At 71.6% G+C, this 23,864-nt stretch carries 20 protein-coding genes; 13 read left to right on the top strand and 7 right to left on the bottom strand.

The window, feature by feature from the left end; all coding sequences use genetic code 11:
• The first annotated feature begins 202 nt into the window (after positions 1 to 202).
• Entirely contained in the window at positions 203 to 2,344 is a 2,142-nt protein-coding gene (locus OG866_RS40270) for a PP2C family protein-serine/threonine phosphatase (protein ID WP_443063614.1), read from the top strand.
• Positions 2,345 to 2,434: 90 nt separating this feature from the next.
• Here the strand turns inward: OG866_RS40270 and OG866_RS40265 are convergent, their stop codons facing one another.
• A complete protein-coding gene (locus OG866_RS40265) occupies positions 2,435 to 3,769 on the bottom strand; it encodes a S1 family peptidase (RefSeq protein ID WP_329342512.1) in 1,335 nt (444 codons plus the stop codon).
• Positions 3,770 to 3,968: 199 nt separating this feature from the next.
• Here OG866_RS40265 and OG866_RS40260 point away from each other — a divergent pair, with 199 nt between their 5' ends.
• The 5 genes from OG866_RS40260 to OG866_RS40240 all read left to right on the top strand — a co-directional run bounded on the left by OG866_RS40260 (position 3,969) and on the right by OG866_RS40240 (position 11,018).
• Entirely contained in the window at positions 3,969 to 4,382 is a 414-nt protein-coding gene (locus tag OG866_RS40260; protein WP_329342511.1) for a PaaI family thioesterase, read from the top strand.
• A 459-nt stretch (positions 4,383 to 4,841) separates the two neighbouring features.
• Positions 4,842 to 5,057 carry a hypothetical protein gene (locus OG866_RS40255; protein WP_046256964.1) on the top strand — a complete coding sequence of 72 codons (216 nt, stop codon included), beginning with the start codon at positions 4,842 to 4,844 and terminating at the stop codon, positions 5,055 to 5,057.
• Between the two features lie 117 nt (positions 5,058 to 5,174).
• Positions 5,175 to 5,981 (top strand): HlyD family efflux transporter periplasmic adaptor subunit, encoded by an 807-nt coding sequence (locus tag OG866_RS40250; RefSeq protein ID WP_329342509.1) that lies wholly within the window; start codon positions 5,175 to 5,177, stop codon positions 5,979 to 5,981.
• Positions 5,978 to 8,200, top strand: coding sequence for an NHLP family bacteriocin export ABC transporter peptidase/permease/ATPase subunit (locus OG866_RS40245; protein WP_329342508.1), 2,223 nt, complete (start codon positions 5,978 to 5,980; stop codon positions 8,198 to 8,200). Before OG866_RS40250 ends, OG866_RS40245 begins: the two co-directional genes overlap by 4 nt.
• A 1-nt stretch (position 8,201) precedes the next feature.
• Positions 8,202 to 11,018: an NHLP bacteriocin export ABC transporter permease/ATPase subunit gene (locus tag OG866_RS40240; RefSeq protein WP_329342507.1), complete on the top strand. Its 2,817-nt coding sequence runs from the start codon at positions 8,202 to 8,204 to the stop codon at positions 11,016 to 11,018.
• Between the two features lie 11 nt (positions 11,019 to 11,029).
• On the opposite strand, the gene OG866_RS40235 is transcribed toward OG866_RS40240, so the two are convergent.
• The 3 genes from OG866_RS40235 to OG866_RS40225 are packed head-to-tail and all read right to left on the bottom strand — an operon-like array spanning position 11,030 to position 12,500.
• Positions 11,030 to 11,539, bottom strand: a complete 510-nt coding sequence (locus OG866_RS40235) for an SRPBCC family protein (protein ID WP_329342506.1) — start codon at positions 11,537 to 11,539, stop codon at positions 11,030 to 11,032.
• 5 nt (positions 11,540 to 11,544) lie between these two features.
• The gene (locus tag OG866_RS40230; protein ID WP_329342504.1) at positions 11,545 to 11,892 is read right to left on the bottom strand and encodes an ArsR/SmtB family transcription factor; all 348 of its coding nucleotides are present in this window, start codon (positions 11,890 to 11,892) and stop codon (positions 11,545 to 11,547) included.
• Positions 11,893 to 11,924: 32 nt separating this feature from the next.
• Positions 11,925 to 12,500 carry an alpha/beta fold hydrolase gene (locus OG866_RS40225; RefSeq protein ID WP_329342503.1) on the bottom strand — a complete coding sequence of 192 codons (576 nt, stop codon included), beginning with the start codon at positions 12,498 to 12,500 and terminating at the stop codon, positions 11,925 to 11,927.
• A 198-nt stretch (positions 12,501 to 12,698) separates the two neighbouring features.
• Between OG866_RS40225 and OG866_RS40220 the strand changes: the two genes are divergently transcribed.
• Positions 12,699 to 14,204 (top strand): MFS transporter, encoded by a 1,506-nt coding sequence (locus tag OG866_RS40220; protein ID WP_329342501.1) that lies wholly within the window; start codon positions 12,699 to 12,701, stop codon positions 14,202 to 14,204.
• 161 nt (positions 14,205 to 14,365) lie between these two features.
• Positions 14,366 to 15,373, top strand: coding sequence for a Ppx/GppA phosphatase family protein (locus OG866_RS40215; protein WP_329342499.1), 1,008 nt, complete (start codon positions 14,366 to 14,368; stop codon positions 15,371 to 15,373).
• An 81-nt stretch (positions 15,374 to 15,454) separates the two neighbouring features.
• On the opposite strand, the gene OG866_RS40210 is transcribed toward OG866_RS40215, so the two are convergent.
• Positions 15,455 to 15,916 carry a hypothetical protein gene (locus OG866_RS40210; protein WP_329342497.1) on the bottom strand — a complete coding sequence of 154 codons (462 nt, stop codon included), beginning with the start codon at positions 15,914 to 15,916 and terminating at the stop codon, positions 15,455 to 15,457.
• A 246-nt stretch (positions 15,917 to 16,162) separates the two neighbouring features.
• Between OG866_RS40210 and OG866_RS40205 the strand changes: the two genes are divergently transcribed.
• On the top strand, positions 16,163 to 16,537 hold the full coding sequence (locus OG866_RS40205) for an STAS domain-containing protein (RefSeq protein ID WP_329342495.1): 375 nt from the start codon (positions 16,163 to 16,165) through the stop codon (positions 16,535 to 16,537).
• 143 nt (positions 16,538 to 16,680) lie between these two features.
• Here OG866_RS40205 and OG866_RS40200 read toward each other — a convergent pair whose 3' ends face one another.
• The gene (locus OG866_RS40200) at positions 16,681 to 17,103 is read right to left on the bottom strand and encodes a protease inhibitor (RefSeq protein WP_329342494.1); all 423 of its coding nucleotides are present in this window, start codon (positions 17,101 to 17,103) and stop codon (positions 16,681 to 16,683) included.
• A 324-nt stretch (positions 17,104 to 17,427) separates the two neighbouring features.
• Between OG866_RS40200 and OG866_RS40195 the strand changes: the two genes are divergently transcribed.
• From OG866_RS40195 to OG866_RS40180, 4 genes are all read left to right on the top strand, one after another.
• On the top strand, positions 17,428 to 17,979 hold the full coding sequence (locus tag OG866_RS40195) for a hypothetical protein (RefSeq protein ID WP_329342492.1): 552 nt from the start codon (positions 17,428 to 17,430) through the stop codon (positions 17,977 to 17,979).
• A 201-nt stretch (positions 17,980 to 18,180) separates the two neighbouring features.
• On the top strand, positions 18,181 to 19,764 hold the full coding sequence (locus tag OG866_RS40190; RefSeq protein ID WP_329342491.1) for a purine-cytosine permease family protein: 1,584 nt from the start codon (positions 18,181 to 18,183) through the stop codon (positions 19,762 to 19,764).
• 81 nt (positions 19,765 to 19,845) lie between these two features.
• Positions 19,846 to 21,015 carry a lactate 2-monooxygenase gene (locus OG866_RS40185; RefSeq protein WP_329342489.1) on the top strand — a complete coding sequence of 390 codons (1,170 nt, stop codon included), beginning with the start codon at positions 19,846 to 19,848 and terminating at the stop codon, positions 21,013 to 21,015.
• Entirely contained in the window at positions 21,012 to 22,007 is a 996-nt protein-coding gene (locus OG866_RS40180; protein ID WP_329342488.1) for a 2-hydroxyacid dehydrogenase, read from the top strand. Before OG866_RS40185 ends, OG866_RS40180 begins: the two co-directional genes overlap by 4 nt.
• Here the strand turns inward: OG866_RS40180 and OG866_RS40175 are convergent.
• On the bottom strand, positions 21,982 to 23,598 hold the full coding sequence (locus tag OG866_RS40175) for an RICIN domain-containing protein (RefSeq protein WP_329342486.1): 1,617 nt from the start codon (positions 23,596 to 23,598) through the stop codon (positions 21,982 to 21,984). The genes OG866_RS40180 and OG866_RS40175 overlap by 26 nt on opposite strands.
• Positions 23,599 to 23,864: the final 266 nt, after the last annotated feature.

Below are 23,864 nucleotides of genomic sequence, written 5' to 3'. Positions count from 1 at the left end.
ACGGCTCCCGTACGCCGTGCCGCGCTTCGAATGGAGGGGAATGGGTGGGGCGCGAGAGGGTATATGGCCGGCCGCGACACGGGATCGCCTTCGCATCGCCGGTGCCGGGTCCGCTCGCCGTGCGCGTCCCGCCGCCGAGGGGCAGATTTGATCCCGGAGCCCGTCGCATGCCGGGCCCGGGCCCCGCGGGGCGCGCGAGGAGGTGGGCGGCGTGGGCGATGGCAGGGGCGTGCAGGCGCCCGCGACCGCGCGGACGCGGGTCGGGCGGCCGCTGCTGTCGCTGGCGCTGGCCTCGATGATGGACGAGGTGCACGCCCACTCCGGCGCGGTGTATCTGCTGGCGTCCGGCGAGCCGGTCCTGGAGATGGCGGTGATGGCCGGGCTGCCTCGGGCCTTCGCGGCGCCCTGGGAACGGGTGGGGCTCAGCGCCCCGATCCCGGTCGCCGAGGCGGTCCGGGAGCGGCGGCTGGTGTGGGTGGGCGGCGAGGAGGACATGGCCCGCCGCTATCCGCGGATCGCCGTGGTGCTTCCCTATCCCTTCGCCCTCGCCGCGCTGCCCGTGGCGACGGACACCAAGGAGTACGGCGCGATCTTCGTGACCTGGCCCGGCTCACATCCGCCGGAACTCTCCGACCGGGAGCGGGATCATCTGAGCGCGGCCTGCGGACGGCTCGCGGTGCGTCTGGAGCGGGCCGCCGAGGAGAGCCGCCCGGTGTTCCCGGAGCCCGATCTGCTGACCGGCACCCCGGTGGCCGGCGCGGCGGGCACGCTGGGCACGGTGGAGGCGGCCCGGATGGTGTCCCGGCTGCCGTACGGACTGTGCTCGCTCGATCTGCACGGACGGATCGCCTTCGCCAACGCCGCCGCGGCCGAGCTGATCGGCGTCCCGGTCAGCCGCCTGCTCGGCACCCAGTTGTGGGCGTCGGTGCCCTGGCTCAACGACCCGGTCTACGAGGACCGTTACCGCGCCGCGCTGCTCAGTCAGCAGACGACGTCGTTCGTGGCGCTGCGACCGCCCGGCGACTGGCTGTCGTTCCGGCTGTATCCGAGCACCACCGGGCTGAGCGTACGCGTGAGCCGGGCGCGGGCCGTGGCGGAGATGAGCCGGGCCGCCCCGCAGTCGGGCGGCGCCCGGTCCCGGCTGGTCACCATCTCGCAGGTGCTGAGCCTGGCCGGGGCGCTCACCGAGGCGGCCGGCGTGGAGGACGTGGTGCAACTGGTCGCCGACGAGATCGTCCCCGCGGTGGGCGGCCAGGCCCTGGTCATGCTCGGCTCCCGGGCGGGACGGCTGCACGTCCTGGGCCATCGCGGCTATCCCGACCCACATGTCGTGGAGCGCTTCGACGGGCTGCCGCTGAGCGAGCCGACGCCGGGGGCCCAGGCCCTGGGCAGCGGAGTGCCCGCGTTCTTCGACTCGCGCCGGCAGCTGGAGCACCTGTATCCGGTCCGGCACACCACCCCCGACGGCTTCGAGGCCTGGGCGTATCTGCCCCTGATCGCCTCCGGCCGGCCGGTCGGCACCTGTGTGCTGGCCTACGCCGAACCGCACCCCTTCCCGGCCGACGAACGGGCCGTCCTGACGAGCCTCGGCGGGCTGATCGCGCAGGCCCTGGAGCGGGCGATGCTGTACGACGCCAAGCACCGGCTCGCCCACGGCCTCCAGGAGGCACTGCTCCCCCACTCGCTGCCCACCCTGCCCGGCGTCGACGCTGCCGCCCGCTATCTGCCCGCCACCCAGGGCATGGACATCGGCGGCGACTTCTACGACCTGGTGCCCTCACACGGAGCGGCCTCGGCCGTGATCGGCGACGTACAGGGGCACAACGTCACCGCGGCCGGGCTGATGGGGCAGATCCGGACCGCGGTACGGGCGTACACGACCGTCGGGCAGGCCCCGCAGGACGTCATGAGCAGCACCAACCGGCTGCTCATCGACCTCGGCTCCGATCTCTTCGCGAGCTGTCTGTACCTGCGGCTCGACCCCGCCCACGGCCGGGCCGTGATGGCGCGGGCCGGTCATCCCCCGCCCCTGCTGCGCCGACCGGACGGAAAGGTACGCGTCCTCGACCTGGCCGGCGGCCCGCTCCTGGGCATCGACGGCTCGGCGACGTATCCGACGACCGAGGTCGACCTGGCCCCGGGCAGCGTGCTCGCCCTCTACACCGACGGCCTGATCGAGTCGCCCGGTGTCGACATCGAGGATGCCCTCGCCGATCTGGGGCAGCGGCTGGCGCAGGCCGGGGACCTGCCGCTGGACGCGTTGGCCGACGAACTGGTGGCACAGGGCGGGGCGGCGCGGGAGCGGATCGACGACGTGGCGTTGCTGCTGCTGCGGGCGCGGTGAGGGCTGCCTTGCCCAGGGGTGACACGGACTCGGTCCGGCCCTCCCGCCGGAGGGCCGGACCGAGTCCGTGAACGGGTGGTGGGGCGTGGGTCAGTGGGTCTCGGTCAGCCCGGAGTCACCGTTGTCCGCGCCCGCGCCGGCCTCGTCACCGCCGGCGTCCTGGCCGCCGACTTCCTGTCCGGCCTCCTCGCCGCCGACTTCCTGTCCGGCACCGGCCTCGTCGCCCGCGCCCGCTTCGTCGCCGGCACCGGCTCCGGCCTCGTCACCGGCGCCCGCCTCCTGGCCGCCGCCCGCCGCGTCGCCCGCGCCGAGCGTCGCGCCGACCGCCTCCAGGGCGGTGGTGACGGGCTGGAAGAAGGTCTCGCCGCCGACCGTGCAGTCGCCGCTGCCGCCGGAGGTCAGGCCGATGGCCAGCCCGTCCTGCGTGAACAGCGAGCCGCCGCTGTCGCCGGGCTCGGCGCAGACGTCGGTCTGGATGAGACCGGTGACCGTGCCCTCCGGGTAGTTGACGGTGGCGTCGAGTCCGAGGACCTGGCCGTCGTTGAGCCCGGTGGTGCTGCCCATTCTGAAGACCTGGAGGCCGACCTCGGCATCGGCGGCCTGGGAGATCTGCACGGTCTGGCCGTCGCCGACGTTGACCTCGCTCGGCGCGACGGTGGCCGGGTCGTCGTACTTCACGAGGGCGAAGTCACCGTCGCCGGGGAAGGTGGCCTGGTCGACGGTGGCGATCGGCTGGCCGTCCTGCGCGTCCGACCACTCGGCCGCCGCGACGCCGCAGTGACCGGCGGTCAGGAAGGCCGGGCTGCCGTCGCCCGCGGTGACGTTGAAGCCGGCCGAGCAGCGGGCGCCGCCGCCGAAGATGGCGTCGCCGCCGGAGAGGAAGGTCTTGAAGGTGCCGGCCGACTTCTTGATGGTCGCCATGCCCGCGCCGAGGGTGTCGACCGTCGACTCCAGCTGGTCCCACTTGGCGCCGGTGACCGTGCTGTCGGCGGTGACCAGGATCTTGTTCGTCCTGGGGTCGACGGCCCAGGAGGTGCCCGGGATGGTCGCGTCTGCCTTCAGCGTCGCGGCGCCCGCGGCGAGTTCGGTGAGGCTGTTGTCGACCTCGCGTATCTTCGCGCCGGCCTTCTTGGCCTGGACGACCACGTTGTTGTTGTCGCCCGAGATGACGTTCACGACGAGCTGCTGCTGGTCCGTGTCGTAGTACGAACCGGCGAAGGCGTCGCCGAGCAGTTCCTGGAGCTGTGAGGCGAGATCCGGGGCGTCCGACGCCTTGAGGGTCTTCGGGGCGGCCGCGGCTCCGTTCGACGACGAGCCGTCCTGGGACGCGTTCGCGTTGGGCAGGAGAATCGCGGCCGCTCCGAGCGCCACCACGCCGCCTGCCGCGATCGCGGCCTTGCGCTTGGGGATTCGCTTGTGACTCAAACTTCTCGACCTCCTGAAGGACGGGGTCAGTGCCACCGTTCGTCGGCAGCTGTTCGGGGCGCCTGGATGGCAGTGGGTACGCAGGAGGCACCTGGGGCGTTCAATTCCGTTTGTTGGCAGTCCCTTTGCAGTACCGAATCGGCCACGGGATCGGCCGGGCTCCGCGTCCGGCGGCCGGGGAGCGGGAACAATCCCCCATATGACGATGACCACCGCCGAAGCCGACAAGATCCTCTCCGCCAACTTCGCTCCTTGGGTGCTCGATCTGGGCCTGGCCGTCGAGTCCCTGGGCGAGGACCGGGCGACTCTGCGACTTCCCTGGTCGGACCGTCTGTCGCGGGAGGGCGGGGCGCTGTCGGGCCAGGCGCTGATGGCCGCCGCGGACACGGCCACGGTGATCGCCGTGTCGGCGGCGCGTGGCGCCTACGGACCGATGACGACCGTGCAGCAGTCGACCTCGTTCCAGCGCGCGGTGTCCGGTTCGGATGTCCTGATCCAGGCGGTGATCACCAAGCTGGGCCGGCGCATGGCATTCGCCGACATCACGATGACCGACGCGGAGTCAGGTCAACTCGCGGCCCGCGCGAGCACGGTCTACGCCCTTCTCGGCTGACAACCGGACCGACACGGTCCGCGATCGATCAGCAACGGTCCGTTTCGAAGTTCCCCCGGAATCCCGGCTTCAGCGAATCTGCACATCCAATACTCAACCAAGTCACCGTGCGCGGCGGATCTGCACAAGCGCGCTCCGCCGCGTACGTCATTGGGGCGGGAGTGTCGGATTCGCCTCCCCGGCCGCAAGCCCTCGTGTGAACCGAAGGCGTGCCGGGTGTGAAGAACTCGGCGGCGAGACGTGCGCACGCCTGCACGCTTCGGTACCTCTGGGACTCAAGTGCCCAGGTGAGGCGGTTGGTTGATTGGAAGCCCGTGCCCGCCGCGTGCTTTTATCCATCGCACCGCGGCAGCCGCGAAGGGCTCCCGGAAACGGGTGCCCGGCGTCTGCGGCACGCGGCCGCCCCTGCCAGGGGTCCGCTCCCCCCTTGTGAATATCCATATGAAGGGAAGTTCCACCATGAACTCCACCCCCCAGGTTGAGACCGTCGAGATCTCCGACGCGGAGCTCGACAACGTCTCCGGTGGCCTCCAGCTGAACGCCCTCGGCACCGTCACCGGCCTGGTGGACGGCATCGCCCCGGTCTCCGGCCTGGTCGACACGGCCGTCGGCACCGTCGAGGGTGTCACCGGCCTCTCCGTGGCCCCGGTCACGAACCTGGTCGCCGGTCTCTGATCGCACCTTGTGCCCTGAGTCCCGGAGCCGATTCCCGGCTCCGGGACTCTCGGACGTCATGAACCAACCGGCTGCCAGCAGTCGGTCCTTCCTCGTTTTCAGGTGAGGGAAAGTTCCGTGCAGTTCCGCCAACAGGCCCTCGCCAAGCTCCAGTCGCCGGAGGAGCTCGATCTTCCGGTGCGTTTCGCCCGCCCCCAGGGCTGGCTCGCGCTCTCCGTGACCGTGGTCGTGATGGCCACCGCGTCGGTGTGGGCGGTGACCGGTTCGGTCGCCTCCACCGTGGGCGCGCCCGCCATCCTCACCCACGGACAGGGCAGTTACATCCTCCAGAGCCCGGTCGCGGGCCAGGTCACCGCCGTGCTCGCGAAGCAGGGCGAGCGGCTGCCCGCCAACTCCCCGGTACTGAAGGTGCGTACCGCCGAGGGCGACACCGTCGTCCGCTCGGTCGCCGCCGGCCGCGTCACCGCGCTCGCCGCCACGATCGGCCAGATCATCCAGACCGGCGCGAACGTGGCCGCCGTGGAGAAAGTCGCGCACACCTCCGATCCGCTGTACGCCACCGTGTACGTCCCGGCCGAGAACGCCGCCTCGATCCCCGCGAACGCCGCCGTGGACCTGACGGTGTCGTCCGTGCCCACCCAGGAGTACGGCGTGCTGCGCGGCCATGTGAAGTCGGTGGACCGTTCGGCGCAGTCGGCCCAGCAGATCTCCGCGTTCCTCGGGGACAGCCAGCTCGGCGAGCAGTTCACCAAGGACGGCAGGCCGGTGGCCGTCACGGTGAAGCTGGACAAGGCGTCCGGCACGAAGAGCGGCTACCGGTGGTCGTCCGCGGACGGGCCGCCGTTCTCCCTCACCTCCATGACCGTGGCCCAGGGTTCCATCCGCCTCGCCGACCAGCGTCCCGTCGATTGGCTGCTGCCGTGAGCACCGCACAGGAGACCCGCGGCCGCCGCCGGTCCGCCCCGCCCAAACGCCCGGTCCCCAAGGGCAGGGGCAAGACCGTCCGCACGCCCACCGTGCTCCAGATGGAGGCCGTGGAGTGCGGCGCCGCCTCCCTCGCGATGGTGCTGGGCCATTTCGGCAAGCACGTCCCACTGGAGGAGCTGCGCATCGCGTGCGGTGTCTCGCGGGACGGCTCGCGTGCCAGCAACCTGCTGAAGGCGGCCCGCAGTTACGGTCTGACCGCCAAGGGCATGCAGATGGACACGGCCGCCCTCGCCGAGGTGAAGGCACCGGCGGTCCTCTTCTGGGAGTTCAACCACTACGTCGTCTACGACGGCATGGGCCGCCGTTTCGGCCGCCGCGGGGTCTACATCAACGATCCCGGCAAGGGCCGCCGGTTCGTGCCGATGGAGGACTTCGACTCCAGCTTCACCGGTGTCGTCCTGATCATGGAGCCGGGTGACGGCTTCACCAAGGGCGGCCGTAAGCCGGGTGTGCTGGGTGCGATGCCGGCCCGGCTGCGGGGTACGGCGGGCACGATGCCGGCCGCGGTGCTGGCGAGCCTGCTGCTGGTGCTGGTGGGCGCGGCGGTGCCCGCGCTGAGCCGTACCTATATCGACATGTTCCTCATCGGGGGCCAGACCTCCCTGCTCGGCGTGCTGTTCGCGTCGATGGGCACCTGTGTGGCGCTCACCCTCGTCCTGACCTGGCTGCAACAGGCGAACCTGCTGCGCGGCCGCATCATCTCCTCCACCCTCTCCAGCGCCCGCTTCCTGCGCCATCTGCTGCGGCTGCCGGTGACGTTCTTCTCCCAGCGCAGCCCGGCCGACCTGGTGCAGCGCCTCCAGTCCAACGACGCCGTGGCCGAGACACTGGCCCGCGACCTCGCGGCGGCGGGCGTGGACGCGGTGGTCGTCGTCCTGTACGCGGTCCTCCTCTACACCTACGACCCGCAGCTCACCTTCGTCGGCATCGGCGTCGCGCTCCTCAACATCGTGGCGATGCGGGTGGTCATCCGGCTCCGCGCGACCCGTACGGCCAAACTGCGCGCCGACAGCGCCCGTCTCACCAACACCGCCTACACGGGCCTTCAGTTGATCGAGACGATGAAGGCGACGGGCGGCGAGGACGGCTACTTCCGCAAGTGGGCGGGGCAGCACGCCACCACTTTGGAGGAGCAGCAGCGGCTCGGGGTGCCCTCCGCCTGGCTGGGCATGGTCGCGCCGACGCTCGCCTCGCTCAACAGCGCGGTGATCCTGTGGATCGGCGGTATGCGGGCGGTCGAGGGCGGTATCTCGGTCGGCCTCCTGGTCGCCTTCCAGTCCCTGGTCACCCGCTTCACCGCCCCGATCACCCGCCTCAACGGCGTCGCGGGCCGCATCCAGGACTTCGCGGCCGACGTGGCCCGGCTGAAGGACGTGGAGAACTTCCAGGCCGACCCGCTCTACGGCCGACCGGGCGCCGGCGACTCGACCCGCCGACTGCAAGGCCACGTCGAGCTACAGAACATATCCTTCGGCTACAACCCCCTCGACAAACCCCTGTTGACCGGCTTCGACCTCACCGTCGGCCCCGGTCAGCAGGTGGCCCTGGTCGGCGGCTCGGGCAGCGGCAAGTCGACGGTCTCCCGCCTGATATCCGGCCTGTACGCGCCCTGGGAGGGCGTCATCCGGATCGACGGCCAGCGTCTGGAGGACATTCCGCGCGGCGCCCTCGCCTCCTCCGTCTCCTTCGTCGACCAGGACGTCTTCCTCTTCGAGGGTTCGGTACGCGACAACGTGGCGCTGTGGGACCCGTCGATCCCGGACGACGCGGTGGTGGACGCGCTGCGCGACGCGGCGCTCTACGACGTGGTGATGCGCCGCCCCGGCGGTATCAGCAGCAGGGTCGAGCAGGACGGCCGGAACTTCTCCGGCGGCCAGCGCCAACGCCTGGAGATCGCGCGGGCGTTGGTCCGGCGGCCGAGCATCCTCGTCCTCGACGAGGTCACGAGCGCGCTGGACGCCGAGACCGAACAGACGGTGATGGACAACCTCCGCAAGCGCGGCTGTGCCTGTGTGGTGATCGCGCACCGGCTCAGCACCGTGCGCGACAGCGACGAGATCGTCGTACTCCAGCACGGCACGATCGTGGAACGCGGACGGCACGAGGAGCTGGTGGCGCGCGGTGGCGCGTACGCGGCTCTGGTCAGGGAGCGCTGAGATGACGACCGCACCCGAAGGCGACCTGGTCCTCCAGGCCCTCGGCGCCATGGGCACGCCGTTCGACCTCGCGGGTCACAACCGACTGGACCTCGAAGGGCCGCAGGTGCTGTGGCTGGTGGCGTCCGGCGCGGTGGACCTGTTCGCGGTGGACGCCGAACAGCAGGGCCACTGGCATCACCTGGGCCGTCTGGAGGCGGGCTCGCTGCTGCTCGGCCCGACGCCCGGACCCCAACACACCCTGGTGGCCCGTCCGTTGCGGGACTGTGTGGTGCACCGGATCGGCCTGCGCGAGCTGTACCAGCCCGCGAACACCCAGACCTGGTCCTACGACGAGTACGGCAACCCGCAGTACGTCCCGCCGACGACGAGTCCGCTGGAGTACGCCCTCGCCCTCGGTGTCGGCCGCAGCCTCTCCATCCTGTTCCAGGCGCCGATGGCGAACGAACGCGCCGCGGAGATCACCGACGACGACGTCTTCTGGATGCAGGTGCCGCCGGGCAGTGTGCAGTACGGCTCGCTGTACGGGGCGGAGGCCGCCGCCGACCTGCTGATGGACCCGGCGGTCTGGCAGAGCATGGTCGACCAGCAGTACCGGCTGCTCACCACGCTGGACCGTTGGATCGAGCAGGTGGAGCGCACCCACGAGCACCGCACGGCCGAAGGCATCAAGGCCGGTGAGGCGGTTCGCGCCCAGGCCGACCGGACGCTGCTCGCGTCCATCGGCAAGGCGTCGGGCAAGCGCGCCACCGCTGCCGACGCGGATGCCTCGTACGCGGCGTGCAAGCTGGTCGCCCAGGCGGCCGGGATCACCCTGGCCGATCCGGCGCAGTCCGGTACGGGCACCGACCGGCTCGACCCGGTCGAGCAGATCGCGCTCGCCTCCCGCGTGCGCGCCCGGGCCGTGCGCCTGGACGGCACCTGGTGGCGGGACAACGTCGGTCCGCTGGTGGGGCATCGGGCGCTGTCCGGTGCGCCGGTCGCGCTGCTGTGGCGGCGCGGCGGCTATGTGGCGGTGCATCCGGCGACGGGCCGGGAGACGCCCATCGAGAAGGCCAACGCGGAGGAGTTCGAGCCGCGCGCGGTGATGTTCTACCGCCCGCTGCCCGACCGTGCGCTCAGCCCGCTCCGGCTGCTGCGGTTCAGCATGCAGAACATGGGCGGCGATCTGACGAACCTGCTGCTCAGCGGTCTCGTGACCGTCGCGATCGGGGCGATCGTGCCGATCGCCACCGGCCGGGTGCTCGGCGAGTTCGTGCCGAAGGCGCAGACGCATCTCATCGTCCAGGTCTGTCTCGCGGTGATGGTCAGCAGTCTCGTCGCCGCGACCTTCATGCTGCTCCAGAACCTGACGATCCTGCGCCTGGAGGGCCGTATCGAGGCGACCCTTCAACCGGCCGTGTGGGACCGGCTGTTGAGGTTGCCCACCAAGTTCTTCACCCAGCGCTCGACGGGTGAGCTGGCGAGCGCGGCGATGGGCATCAGCTCGATCCGCAGGCTGCTGGCGGGGGTTGGGCCCGTGGTCGCCCAGTCGGTGACGGTCGGCGCGATGAACCTGGGGCTGCTGTTCTGGTACAGCGTGCCGATGGCGTTCGCGGCGATCGGCATGCTCGTCGTGATCGCCGGGGTGTTCCTGGGGCTCGGGCTGTGGCAGGTGCGCTGGCAGCGGCGGCTCGTGGTGCTCGGCAACAAGCTGAACAACCAGGCCTTCCAGACGCTGCGCGGACTGCCCAAGCTGCGGGTCGCGGCGGCCGAGAACTACGCGTACGCGGCCTGGGCCTCGGAGTTCGCGCGCAGCCGTGAGCTCCAGCAGAAGGTGGGCCGGATCAAGAACCTCACCACGGTGCTCGGCGCGGTCTATCTGCCGGTCTGCACCCTGCTGATGTTCATGCTGCTGGCGGGCCCGGCGCGCGGCTCGATGTCGGCGGCGGAGTTCCTCACCTTCAACACCTCGGTGACGATGGTGCTGACGTCGGTGACCCAGCTGACCGGCGCGTTCGTGTCGGCGGTGGGCGCGCTGCCGCTGTTCGAGGAGATCAAGCCGGTCCTGGAGGCCACCCCCGAGGTCCGCACGGCGAGCACCCGGCCGGGCCCGCTGACCGGCGCGATCGAGGCCCGCCGGCTGTCCTTCCGCTACGCGGACGACGGTCCGCTGATCCTCGACGACGTGTCCTTCGACATCCGCGCCGGCGAGTTCGTGGCGATCGTCGGCCCGAGCGGCTGCGGCAAGTCGACGCTGCTCAGGCTGCTGATCGGCTTCGACCCGCCGGTCTCGGGGAGTGTGCTGTACGACGGCCAGGACCTGGCGGCGCTGGATCAGTCGGCGGTGCGCCGGCAGTGCGGAGTGGTGCTCCAGCACGCCCAGCCGTTCACCGGTTCGATCATGGACGTCATCTGCGGCACCGAGCCCTACACGCCGGAGGAGGTGATGGCGGCGGCGCAGATGGCGGGGCTCGCGGAGGACATCCAGCGGATGCCGATGGGCCTGCACACCATCGTCTCCGGCAGCGGTGCCGTCTCCGGCGGCCAGCGTCAACGGCTGATGATCGCCCAGGCGTTGATCCGCCGCCCGCGCATCCTGTTCTTCGACGAGGCGACCAGCGCCCTGGACAACGAGACACAGCGCACGGTCATCGAGTCCACCAAGGCCCTCAACGCCACCCGGATCGTCATCGCGCACCGGCTGTCGACGGTGCTCGACGCCGACCGCGTGATCGTGATGGAGGACGGCAAGGTCGCCCAGCAGGGCCCGCCCGCGCACCTGCTGGCGGACACGAACGGGCGGCTGCACGAGCTGGTGCGGCGGCAGCTGGCATAGGCAGGGGTCAGTCAGTCGAGGCCCGGAACGGGGGCGCCGGAGGGGACACCGGCGGCGAGATAACCGTCGTAGAACTCCTTCCAGGGCACCTGACTCCCGGGCGAGCCGTCGGCATGCCGCTCCAGGGCGGCCAGGCAGACCTCCCAGCCGGCGCCGTTGCGGGCAGCGGTGTTCGCCTCGCTGAGCACGTTGGTGAGCGTGAAGCGGGTGCTCTTCTCGCCGAGCGCCTCAAGGTCGAAGTGGAGTTCGTCGTCGCCCCAGGCGAAGGAGAGGTGCCGGGGTGGGTCGACGGCGAGGACGCGGCCGGTGGAGTCCGGCATGTGGGGGTCGCCGCTGAACCTGACCTCGCCGCCGGGGCGCAGGTCGATCTCGGCGCGGGAGGGGAACCAGTGGGCGAGTTCGTCGGCGTCGGTGACGAACTGCCAGACACGGTCGATCGGATGGTCGTAGACGCGGCTGAAGCGGACGGCCGGGCGGCCGTCGTCGAGGGTCAGATAGGTGCCGGTGGGGTCTGCGGACATGGCGATCAGTCCTTCGAAGAGGGTTCCTCGGACGTGCCGTCCGGCGCGGTCTCGTCGAGGCGTCGCCCCAGCGCGTCCAGGCCGCTGTTCCACAGCCTGCGGTACGGGGCGAGCCAGGCGTCGAGTGCGGCGATCGGGGCCGGGTCGAGGGCGTAGACGCGGCGTTGCGCGTCCTGCCTGACCCGGACCAGACCGGCGTCTTTGAGCACTCTCAGATGCTTGGAGGTGCTCGGCTGGCTCAGGCCGCATGCCTCCACGATCTCCCCGACAGACCTCGGCCGCTCCAGGAGCAGCGCGACGATGGCCCGCCGGTGGGGATCGGCGAGGGCGGTCCAGAGCGCGGCGTCGGACATGGCTCCAATATGCCTCTTCGGTTATATGCTGCTCAAGGCATACGAGACTCCGATGGCCGGTCGTCCGCGTACGCCCAGGTCACCGGCGCACGCAGCACTGCCGCGAACCGCTCGGGGTGGCGCAGGAACTCCATGTGGAGGCCGGGGAACTCCACCCACTCGGTGCCGAAGAGATGGTGCTGGTTGCCCAGGACCCGTCGCCACAGGCCGTCCGGCCATCGGTACGTCCCCTCGCCGCGGACCGTCTCGGCGAACCGGCGCCCCGGGGCCGGGGCGCCACCACGCGTGTACCGGTCGGCCACGTCGGCGAGGAAGGCGCGCCCCGGATCGTCGGCGGGCGGGACGTTCACGACGGACGGCTCGTGGGCGATCAGGCCGGACAGGTACTCGGCGTGGAGCGCGCTCCCGCTGTCGCCGAAGACCAGCACCCGGCCGTCGGCCGGCCCCTCGATCAGCGCGCGGGCGTCGGCCGCCCGCCCGGCGAGGTCCATCGGCACCCCGGAGCGGCCGGTGCCGCGGGAGGTTCCGCGCCGGTCGTAGGTGATCACGGTGAACGCGTCGGCGAGGTCCGCGGCGACCTCCGCACAGTAGCCCGCGCCGCCGATCATCAGCAGCGGTGGACCGCTCCCCGCAGCTCGTAGTACAGCTCCGCGCCCTCGACCTCGAACGTGCCGCTGATCACACTCGACCTCCCTCCCCAGCGAAACGTTGCCGTTTCGCTGGAAGTGCTCTAGCCTCGATGTGTACGAAACAGTTTCGTTTATGGCTTCGTAAATTCCGAACGACTTCCCTGGAGTGGTTCTGCCATGTCCCAGAAGACCCTGACCGACGGCGCCCAGGTGGGCGCGGTCGAGGCGTCGCCCGAGGCTGCCTCCACCAAGCGGTGGTGGATCCTCGGCGTCATCGCCCTCGCCCAGCTGATGGTGGTCCTGGACGCGACCATCGTGAACATCGCCCTTCCCTCGGCCCAGGCCGACCTCGGGTTCTCCGACGGCAACCGGCAGTGGATCGTCACCGCCTACGCCCTGGCCTTCGCCTCCCTCCTGCTGCTGGGCGGCCGGATCGCCGACCTCTTCGGCCGCAAGACGGCCTTCCTGATCGGTGTCGTCGGCTTCGCCGCGGTCTCCGCGCTCGGCGGCGCCGCGACCAACTTCGAGATGCTGGTCACCGCCCGCGCTCTCCAGGGTGCCTTCGGCGCCCTCCTCGCGCCCGCCGCGCTCTCCCTCCTGAACACGACGTTCACCGACGCCAAGGAGCGCGCCAAGGCCTTCAGCGTCTACGGCGCCATCGCCGGCGCCGGCGGTGCGGTGGGTCTGCTGCTCGGCGGCATCCTGACCGACGCCCTCGACTGGCGCTGGACCCTCTACGTCAACGTCGTCATCGCCGTGGTCGCCTTCGCCGGTGGCTGGCTGCTGCTGCACAACCACCGTGACGCCGGGAACTCCAAGCTCGACGTGCCGGGCACGGTCCTGGTCGCCGCCGGCCTGTTCTCCCTGGTCTACGGCTTCTCCAACGCCGAGACCCACGACTGGAACTCGCCCGCCACCTGGGGCTTCCTGATCGCCGGCGGTGTGCTGCTGGTGGCCTTCGCCTGGTGGCAGACCAGGGCCGCGCACCCGCTGCTGCCGCTGCGCATCCTGCTCGACCGCAACCGCGCCGCCTCGTTCCTCGCCGTGCTGATCTCCGGCGGCGGCATGTTCGGTGTGTTCCTCTTCCTCACCTACTACCTCCAGCTCAACCTGGGCTTCAGCCCGACGAAGACCGGTGTCGCCTTCCTGCCGATGGTCGCCGCGCTGATGGCCGGCGCCCAGCTGGGCACGACCAAGCTGGTGCCGCGGATGGGCCCGAAGGCCGTCATCCCGCTGGGCTTCGGTATCGCCGCCGTCGGTATGGCCTGGCTGACCGGCATCGCGGTCGGGTCGTCGTACACGAGCGCCGTGCTGCCGCAGCTGATCGTGGTCGGCTTCGGACTCGGTCTGGTCATGCCGCCCGCGATGCAGCTGGCCACGGGCGGGGTCGCCGCCGAGGACGCCGGTGTCGCCTCCGCCACCGTCAACGCCATGCAGCAGGTGGGCGGTTCGATCGGTACGGCGCTGCTGAACACCCTGGCCGCGAGCGCCGCGACCGACTACCTGGCCGGCAAGGACCCGAGCAACAAGCTCGTGCAGGCCCAGGCCACCATCGAGAGCTACACCACCGCCTTCTGGTGGTCGGCGGGCCTGTTCGCCGCCGGCACGCTGATCGCGTTCCTGCTCTACCGCCGCGGGGTGCCGGAGCAGGACCCGGACGCCGCACCCGTCGTCCACATGTAGTTCCCCCAGGACCGAGGGGCCGCCGTCATCAGGGAGACGGCGGCCCCTCCGCGCTGCCGTGGTGGCCGGATGCGCACATCGGCGTGCCGTTCGTGGCTGGTTGCCGCGCATCACACCCCGGCGCGGTGAGCGAGGGCCCCGAAGCGGGTACTCACCGGCCCATGCGAATGAGCGTGGTGGATGTGGGGTCGAAGACGGTCCGGCTGGTGGTGGCGGACGCCGAGGGCGGGGTTCCGCTGCCGGTGCACACCGCGAAGTGGCGGCTGCGCCTGTCCGAACAGGTCGAGCCGGGCGGCGCGCTGCCCGAGGAGGCGGTCGACAGACTCGTCACCGCCGTGACCGAGGCGGACCGGACGGCGACCGAGTGGGGCTCGGCGCCGCCGCTCGCCTTCGCCACGGCGGTGGTACGCGGTGCGCCCAACTGCCGGGCGGTGCTGCGCGCGGTACGGACCCGCACGGGGGTCGAACTGTGCACGCTGCCGGGCGAGCTGGAGGCGGAGCTCACCTTCCTGGGGGCGCGGCGCTGGATGGGCTGGCGGGCGGGGCCGCTGGCCCTGCTGGACATCGGCGGCGGTTCCCTCGAAGTGGCCTTCGGGCGGGGACGGTTGCCGGATTTCGTGGCCTCGCTGCCGCTGGGCGCGGGCCGGCTCACCCAGGAGTTCCTCTCCGGCGAGGACCCGCCCTCCCCTGAGCTGCTGCGGGCGCTGCGGCGCCGGGTCCGGCATCAACTGCGGGACGTGGCGGCCCGGATCCGCTGGGAGGGGCCCCGCACGGCGGTGGTCACCTCCCGTACGTTCCAGCAGCTGGGCCGGTTGTGCGGGGCGCCGCCGGGACGGCACGGGCCGTTCGTGGAGCGGCAGTTGCACCGCTCGGACCTGAAGGCCGCGATCACCCGCCTCGCCGCCCTGTCCACCGCCGAACGCGCCCGGCTCCCCGGCATCTCTGCGCCCCGCGCCGCACAGAGCCTGGCCGGCGCGGTGGTCGGGCACACGGCGCTGAAGCTCACCGGCATCAGGACCGTCGGCATCTGCCCGTGGGCGATCCGCGAGGGCATCCTGCTGCGTCACATCGAGGAGGGCCCCTCCTGGTGGGCGGGGGTCAGCCGCCGCGCCGAGGAGCCCGGGGACCAGGAACTCGTACCGCTGCGCATGTCGGCCGCGACGAACTGAGATGAGGACACCGTGACGACCCACGACAGGAAGCAGTCCGAGCGCGCCCGGCGGACTCCGTAGGCCGACGCCCACGGCCACCTACGGCTCCGGCTGTCCGCCTCCGGCGCACCAGGCCCCCTGCCACACCACCCACACATGACCCTCGGGCCCGTGCCGGATGTGCAGGCCGTCGACGACGGCCGACACGGGCAGATCACGGGCGCGGCTGTCGTGGGCGCGGTCCAGCGCGATCGTGGTGTCGTCGGTGCCCGCGACGGTGATGCCGGTGCGGTCGGCGGTGAGGACGATCCGGCAGACGTCGGCCCTGGTGCGGGCGAGGAGGCAGCCGTTCACCCGGTGCGCGGCGTCCAGCAGGGCGGCGACGAAGGCGGCCGGGGCCTCGACCACTCCGGTGACCGCTGCCGCGGCGGCGTCCGAGGCGTCGGCACCGCCGAGTCGGGTGAAGTGCGCCGCGAACTCCATCTCCAAGGCGGGCTCCATGAGCCCGTACTCGGTGAGCAGCGGAGGCTCGTCCGCGCTCGTCCGTACCGGCGTACCCACGCCCCACCCCTTGCTTCGCCGTCGATGCGGCCGGGGACCAGGGCAGCACCGCGACTGTACGACGCCGCGGACCGCTTGAACAGGGCGGCTGTTCGCAGAAAGACAGGTGGAGAGTCAATGTCTCCGCCTGAAATTCACCGGGTCGGGTGAACTAGATCTTGTGCGGGGAGGACCCGCGGGATGCCGGGTACCCGGCCGGGGTAGCTACCGAGATCCAATGCGCGCCCCAGCCGAGGTGGAGCCGACATGACACCGGGATCCGGCGATCGCGCCCCCGATCCAACAGCCAACCCGTACGCCCGCACCTATCCGCACGACGGCGGCTTCACCGTGGTCGAGGCGACGGGAGACATCGACATGGCGACCGCCGGCTCCCTCGCGGAGCATCTGCACGCGGTGACGGAGGTGACTCGACCGGACGTCCTGGTCGACCTGCGCACTGTCGCCTTCTTCGACTGCTCCGGTCTGCGCGTCCTGTGCCGGGCGGAGTCCCGCGCCCGGGAGCGCGGCGGCCGGCTGCGGGTGGTCTCGGAAAGTCCCCGTATACGACGGCTGTTGCGGGCCTCGGGGCTCCTCGGCCGGTTTCCGCCGCTGCCCGGAATCCCCGGGCAGCGGCGGTGAACACACGTTACGAAGGCCGGCCGGGCGGCCCCACTCCGCCCAGCCGGCCCCCGGTGCGAGATCGCACCGGTCCCCGTGACGGCGCCCGCGCTCCCCAGCCACGGGCGGCCGTCCGGTTCCACAGGGACCGAGCGACCCCGGTCCTAGAAGGTGAAGAGACTCGACCCGAGGGAGCTCTTCACGCACTCGTTGGCGAAGGTGCGCTCGTAGGAGACGCGTCGGCCCTGCCAGACACCGTCGACGGTGACCACCACGGGGTCGTACTCCTTGGTGCACATCACGTCGTCGCGGGGCTCCAGCGCGTCGAAGTCGCCGCCCACGCCGCGCAGTTCCGCGCAGGCGAGGGCCGCCGCGGGATGGGTGCCGGAGGACGTGGGGGCGCAGGTGAGGGTGACCGCGCGGGCCGGGGTGGCGGTGGCGGCGCTGTCGCCGTGGCCCGTGGTGAGGACCAGGGCCGAGGGGGCGTAGAGCGAGTCAGTGGCGGCGAGCGCGGTCCCGGTGAGGGGGCCGCAGACGGCGGTGGCCGTGAGAGCGAGGGTCGCCGCCCAGCGCGCGGTGTTCCGCATGATGAGCATCCTTCCGCTGAGACGAGGGTGGTGCCGCGCCCGGCACGGTCGGCGTCGGTGCGGCGAGCGCGAGTCTGCCGAGTCGGCGGCCGGAACACACATCGACCCCACGTGATTCAGTAACCTTGCGTGTTGAATCAGTGGCGCGAAGTCACGGAATTCGAACACCGGAGCCCAGTAACCACACGGTTCTTGATCGCCGCGCCCGACCGAATGGCCGGTTCACACCGGCTCCGCAATCGGCCTGAAACATTCCGGTTGAGCTCTCGGCTGACCCCGCTCCGCCCCCTTGTGTTCATGCTCCGGTGGAGTAATCGTCATTACATGATTACGACAGAGCAACGAGAGAAGCTGCGCGGCTGGTTCGCCGGACGGCTGCCGGACGACCTCTTCGAGGAACTGGCCGAGCTGACGGTCGACCGCGAGGAGATCACCGTCATCGGCCGCATCCCCGCCCCGCGGCTCGCCGAGGGCGCCTCGGCCACCGAGCGGGAGGCGGCCGTGCAGAGCCGGATACAGGAGTTCCGGGAGCGCACCCGCGAGGCCCGGATCGAGGTGGCCGGCGAGGCCGAGCACCGGTTCCGCCGCAAGGTGTCCTGGGGTGTGGAGTGCGCCGGGGAACGCGCCCTGTTCACGCACGTGGCCGCGCCCGTGATGACCCGGCTGCGCCAGCCCGAGCGCCAGGTCCTGGACACGCTCATCGCGGGCGGGGTCGCGCGCAGCCGCAGCGACGCGCTCGCCTGGTGCGTCCGGCTCGTCCAGCGGCACACCGACGACTGGCTCACCGAGCTGCGCGATTCCCTCGAACACGTCCAGCGGGTACGGGCGCAGGGACCCGACGCCGAGCAGGAGGAGGCACCGAAGGACACCGAGTGATGGAGGTTTCGTACATCAGCGGCGCGAGGAATGGATGAAACTTCCTCTGGTGCGGTCCTTGACCCCGGCCTTACCGTCGGCAGACCCCCGAGAGGACGGCCCCTCTCCCGCCGCACACCCCCGCGACGGCGACCGGCCCTCCCCCGCCCCCTCCCCGCGCCACGACGCGCTCCACCGCCGGTCCCCCTCGCTGGAGCCCCCTTGTCCCCGCAGCCCGACCCCTCGTCCGCGCCGTCCCTGACCGAGGTCGAGACCCACGGCGTCGACCGCATCCCCGACGCGGACCGCACCGCCACCCCGCTGGACCTGTTCCGGCTCGCCTTCGGCGGCGCCAACACCTTCTCCACCTGTGTGCTGGGCGCCTTCCCGATCCTGTTCGGGCTCTCCTTCTGGCAGGGTCTGGCGGCCACCCTCCTCGGCGTGGTCGTGGGTGCGCTGATCCTGTGTCCGATGGCGGTGTTCGGACCGGTCAACGGCACCAACAACGCCGTCTCCTCCTCTGCGCACCTCGGTGTGCACGGCCGGGTGGTCGGCTCGTTCCTCTCCCTGCTGACGGCGATCGCCTTCTTCTCCATCTCGGTGTGGAGCTCCGGCGACGCCCTGGTCGGCGGCGCCCACCGGCTGTTCGGGCTGCCGCGCGGCGATCTGAGCTACGTCGTGGCGTACGCGCTGTTCGCCTGTCTGGTCCTCGCGGTGTGCGTGTACGGCTTCCGGTTCATGCTGTTCGTCAACAAGGTCGCGGTGACCTCGGCGAGCGTGCTGTTCGTGGTCGGCGCGATCGCCTTCGCCGGTGACTTCGACCCCTCGTACACGGGTGTCTTCACCGACTCGGCGGACGCGGCGACACAGTCCCTGTTCTGGCCGTCCTTCATCGGCGCCGCGCTGATCGTGCTGTCGAACCCGGTGTCCTTCGGCGCGTTCCTCGGCGACTGGTCGCGCTACATCCCGGCGCACACCCCGCGCCGCCGGGTGATCGGCGCGGCGTTCCTGTCGCAGATCGCCACGCTGCTGCCGTTCCTGTTCGGCCTGGGCACCGCCAGCATCATCGCGACCAAGGCCCCGGACTACGTCGACCCCGCGGCCCCCGACTTCGTGGGCGGACTGCTCGCCATCTCGCCGGGCTGGTTCTTCCTGCCGGTGTGTCTGCTGGCGCTGATCGGCGGCATGTCGACGGGCACGACCGCGCTGTACGGCACCGGCCTCGACTTCTCCTCGGTGTTCCCGCGGCTGTCCCGGGTGCAGGCGACGCTGCTGGTCGGTGTCGCGTCGATCGCGTTCATCTTCATCGGCCGGTTCGGCCTGGACCTCGTCCAGTCGATCTCGACGTTCGCCACGATGATCATCACCTGCACGACGCCGTGGATGGTCGTGATGATGCTCGGCTTCTGGACCCGCCGCGGCTGGTACGACCCGGAGGCGCTCCAGGTCTTCAACCGCCGTCAGCGCGGCGGCCGTTACTGGTTCGCGCACGGCTGGAACTGGCGCGGCATGACCGCCTGGTGGGTCTCCGCGCTGCTCGGTGTGCTGTTCACCAACATCCCGGGCCAGTTCGTCGGCCCGCTGGGCGATCTGGCCAACGGCGTCGACATCAGCCTGCCGCTGTCGCTGGTGGTCTCCGCGGTGCTGTTCCTGACGCTGCTGCGGGTGTTCCCCGAACCCCGTGCCGTGTACGGGCCGCAGGGCGCACGGCTGGCCCGCACCGTCGACATGCCGGTCCCGGCCATCACGGGACCGGGCGCGGGGTCCGGCGAGCCGGAGCCGGTCGCGGCGGCGAAGGGCGGCTGACCCCGGTGTGCCGACCGGCCCTTACTCGCCAGTATCGTCGGGGCGCAACGCGTTCTCAGCGACGAGAGGCGGGACCATCGGATGGCCAAGCACTGGGCGGATTTCCAGTACGAGATCTATCTCAACGGGATGTCGGGGGCCGTGCCGCGGCTCCCGACCGATCTGACCCGCCTGGAGGAGCTCACCGAGCAGCGGCTCGGGCCCGGGCCGGTCGGCTATGTGGCGGGCAGCGCGGGCGACGGCAGCACCGCCCGCGCCAACCGGGCGGCCCTGGAACGCCGTCGGATCGTGCCCCGCATGCTGCGGGACGTGCACGAGCGCGATCTCTCCGTGGAGGTCCTCGGCCGCTCGCTGCCCGCCCCGCTGGCCCTGGCGCCGGTCGGCGTGCTGTCGATCATGCACCCGGACGCCGAGTGCGCCGCCGCCCGGGCCGCCGCCGCGCAGGGCGTGCCGTACATCCTGTCCTCCGCCTCCAGCACACCGATGGAGCAGGTCGCGGAGGCGATGGGGGACGCCGAGCGCTGGTTCCAGCTGTACTGGCCCAAGGACCCGGAGGTCGCCCGGAGCTTCCTGCGGCGCGCGAAGGCGGCCGGGTTCACGGTGCTCGTGGTCACGCTGGACACCCCGCTGCTGGCCTGGCGGCCCCGTGACCTGGACCAGGCGTATCTGCCGTTCCTGCACGGGGTCGGCACCGCCAACTACTTCTCCGACCCGGCGTTCCAGGCGGCCCTGGCCAAGCCGGTGCACGAGGACCCGAACGCGGCGGTCATGCACTTCGTGGGCATGTTCGCGGACCCGGCGAAGACCTGGCCGGACCTGGCGTTCCTGCGGGAGAACTGGGACGGGCCGATCGTGCTGAAGGGCATCCAGCACCCGGACGACGCACGCCTGGCCGCCGACGCCGGGATGGACGGCGTCGTGGTCTCCAACCACGGTGGCCGGCAGGTCGCCGGGGCGATCGGCGCGGCCGACGCGCTGCCCCTGGTCGCCGAGGCGGTCGGCGACCGGCTCACCGTCCTCTTCGACAGTGGTGTCCGCACCGGCGACGACGTCTTCAAGGCGCTCGCGCTCGGCGCGCGGGCGGTGCTCGTGGGACGGCCGTACGTCTACGGTCTCGGCCTGGACGGACAGGCCGGCGTCGAGCACGTGATCCGCTGTCTGCTCGCCGAACTCGACCTCACCCTCGCCCTGTCCGGCCACGCCTCCCCCACCACCGTGGGCCCCGCCGACCTCACCGAGGACCCCGTATGACCGCGCCGAAGAACGTACTCGCCGTCATCGCCCCGCACGTAGGCGGTCGCACCGCCGGCGCCGGGCTCGCCACACTCTTCCCCGGCGACGCCGAGGTCACCGTGGTCGAGCGCGCCGACGAGGACCCGGCGGCGCTGCGCGCGGCCCATGTCGTCATCACGGCGCTGGCCCCGGTCACCGCCGAACACCTCGCCGCCGCACCCGAGTTGGAGCTGGTGCAGTGCGCGAGTCACGGCTTCGACTACGTAGACGTCGAGGCCGCACGCGACCTCGGGGTGCCCGTGTGCACCATCGGCTCCAGCGGCGCCGAGGCGCAGAACGTGGCCGAGCAGACCTTCGCCCTGATGCTGGCGCTCGCCAAGCAGGTGGTTCCGGCCCACACCGCGCTCGTCGAGGCCGACTGGGCGCTCCCCCGTCTCCAGCGGTCCCTGACCGAGCTGTCGGGCAAGACGCTGGGCATCGTCGGGCTGGGCCAGATCGGGCGTGAAGTCGCCCGGCGGGCGGTCGCGTTCGACATGACCGTCGTCTACACCGGACGACGCCGGGTGGCGGAGGAGACGGAGACCCGACTCGGCGGCGCCCGCTATGTGCCGCTCGACGAACTGCTGCGCGTCAGCGACTACGTCTCCCTGCACGCGCCCCTGACCGACGAGACCCGCCATCTCCTCGACGCGGCAGGGCTCGCGCTGCTCAAGCCGACCGCGTTCGTCGTCAACACCGCGCGGGGCGCCCTGATCGACCAGGACGCCCTCGCCGACGCCCTGGACAAGGGCGCCCTCGCCGGGGCGGGCATCGACGTCTTCGACCCCGAACCCCCCACCCCGGCCCTGCGGTTGCTCCGCGCCCCGGGCGTGGTGCTGTCGCCGCACGTCGGGGGCGTCACCCGCGAGACGCTGGTGCGGATCGCCCTGGCCGCCGTGCGGAACGTGGCCGGTTATCTGGCGGGCGATCCGCCCCGGGACGTGGTCAGCGGGGCTCCCCCCGCTCGGTGAGGTCGACGGCCCGCACGGACGGGGCGTCGGAGTCCGGCACCGACAGCGCGCCGGCGCTGGGCGAGACGGCGTCCGTCACCCAGCGCTGCTGGTTCGAGCCGTCACGGACCTTGACGACGATGTCGGAGTCCGGCTCCCCGCTGGTGGAGGTGACGGCGAGCTGCTCGTCCCAGCGGGTGAGCAACTCGCCCTGCACGGTGATGTCGTAGCGCACGTCGGCGGCGCGCCCGCTCTTCTCGTCCGCGCAGCTGCCGAGGATGACCACACCGGCGTCGGCCCGCGAGTCGAGGCACAGATCGGGGTCCGCGGCGCTGCGCAGCAGCCCGTCCTCCTCGTCGTACGTCCATTTCTGGGTGTCGTCGTCCGAGCAGGCCTCCAGTTCGGTCCCGGCGCCCTTCTTCACCTCGCCGCGGATGTCGAGGCAGAGGTCGGCGCCGACGTTGCGCAGCCTGGACCGGCTTGGCGCCAGGGGCAGTTGGGCGGTGCCGGGCGGGGAGGCGGAGACGCCGTCCGGGGCCGACTCGCTGCCGGTGGCGCTGGTGGAGGCGGCCGGGTCGGCGCCGCCGTCGTCCGACCACAGGCTCACGGCGAGCACACTGGCGATCAGCCCCACCGAGGCGAGGCCCACTCCGGTGAGCAGCACCCGGGAGGGCCGGGGGCCCTCGGGGGGACGGCGGCCGGGGGACGGTATGCGGGACAGCAGACGACGGCGCCCGCCGCCGTGCCGGGCGCCGCCCTGGGCGCGCGGGCCCTGCCGGTCGTTCCCGCGGCGGGAGTCGAGGTAGCGGCGGGCTCCCCAGCCGAGCACGGACTCGGCGAGCAGCACCCCCAACCCGCCTTCGAAATGGCTGAGTTGTTCGGCGGCGAAACGGCAGTAACGGCACTCGTCCAGATGCTGCTGGACATCCGGCAACAGGGCGCCGCCGCGCCGAATCGGGACGTCGAGGAGTCGGTTGTAGAACCGGCAATCCTTGGTCGGCGCGAGTTCCCGATGGGCATGTACACAACCCTCGCGGAATTTGTCACGCGCCTGTTCGAGAGCGGCCGACGCGGCGTCGGTATCCATGCCGAGCAGACCGGCGGGGACGGCAATCGGCTCGGCCTCGACCTCGGTGTGCCACAGCAGACAGCGGGCGAGTCCGGGCAGGGCGAGGAATGAACGCTCGGCGAGTTTGCGGTTTTCCGGCGTCATGGACTTCGCCGCCCGCATACCGCGACCGCCGGCGGGTTTCGCGAGGTCGGGGAGAACACCGGATATTCGGTCCTCGGCCGACCACTCCCGGACCGTGTCCCGCGCGCGCACGAGCAGCCGGGGGCGCAGCGCGGTGGCGGGTTCGCCGAGCGCGACGCGGTCGAGGACTTGGTGAAAGGCGGCGGCGGTGACCATCGAGGCCACCTCCGACCGGGAGGCGAGGCAGATCACGGCGTACTCGTGGACCGGCTGCCAGTGACGCGCCATCAAGAGCGCGGCCGACTGGGCCCCTTCGCCGTCCGGACGGCCGCGGAGACGGGCACCGAGGTCGTCGTCGGATTCCCCTGGAACTCCGCCGGGGGGCGGGTACGGCGGACGAGGGGGGTGGGGGGTGGGCACTGAGCGGGTTCCTTCCCACACGCAGGTGGCTCTGGGCTTCTGCTCGCCGAAAAGGAGCGGGGACGTGTGCGTCCTCTTTGGCGCTGCGCGAGGAGCGTGAAATTCACCGACGGCTCGTCCGGCCCGGTTCCCCACGGGACGAATGAAGACCCGGACTTTACCCCCCGCGCGGGTAGTTCACCCTTGCACAAAGGGGTCATGGCAACAAGGCACTTGAGCAACATCAGCCTCATTGAAAGAAAGTCAGAAACACGGTCGGCGCGGCT

It is taken from the genome of Streptomyces sp. NBC_00663 (assembly GCF_036226885.1).
Classification (GTDB): Bacteria; Actinomycetota; Actinomycetes; order Streptomycetales; family Streptomycetaceae; genus Streptomyces.
This window is presented reverse-complemented; position numbering and strand designations above follow the sequence as displayed.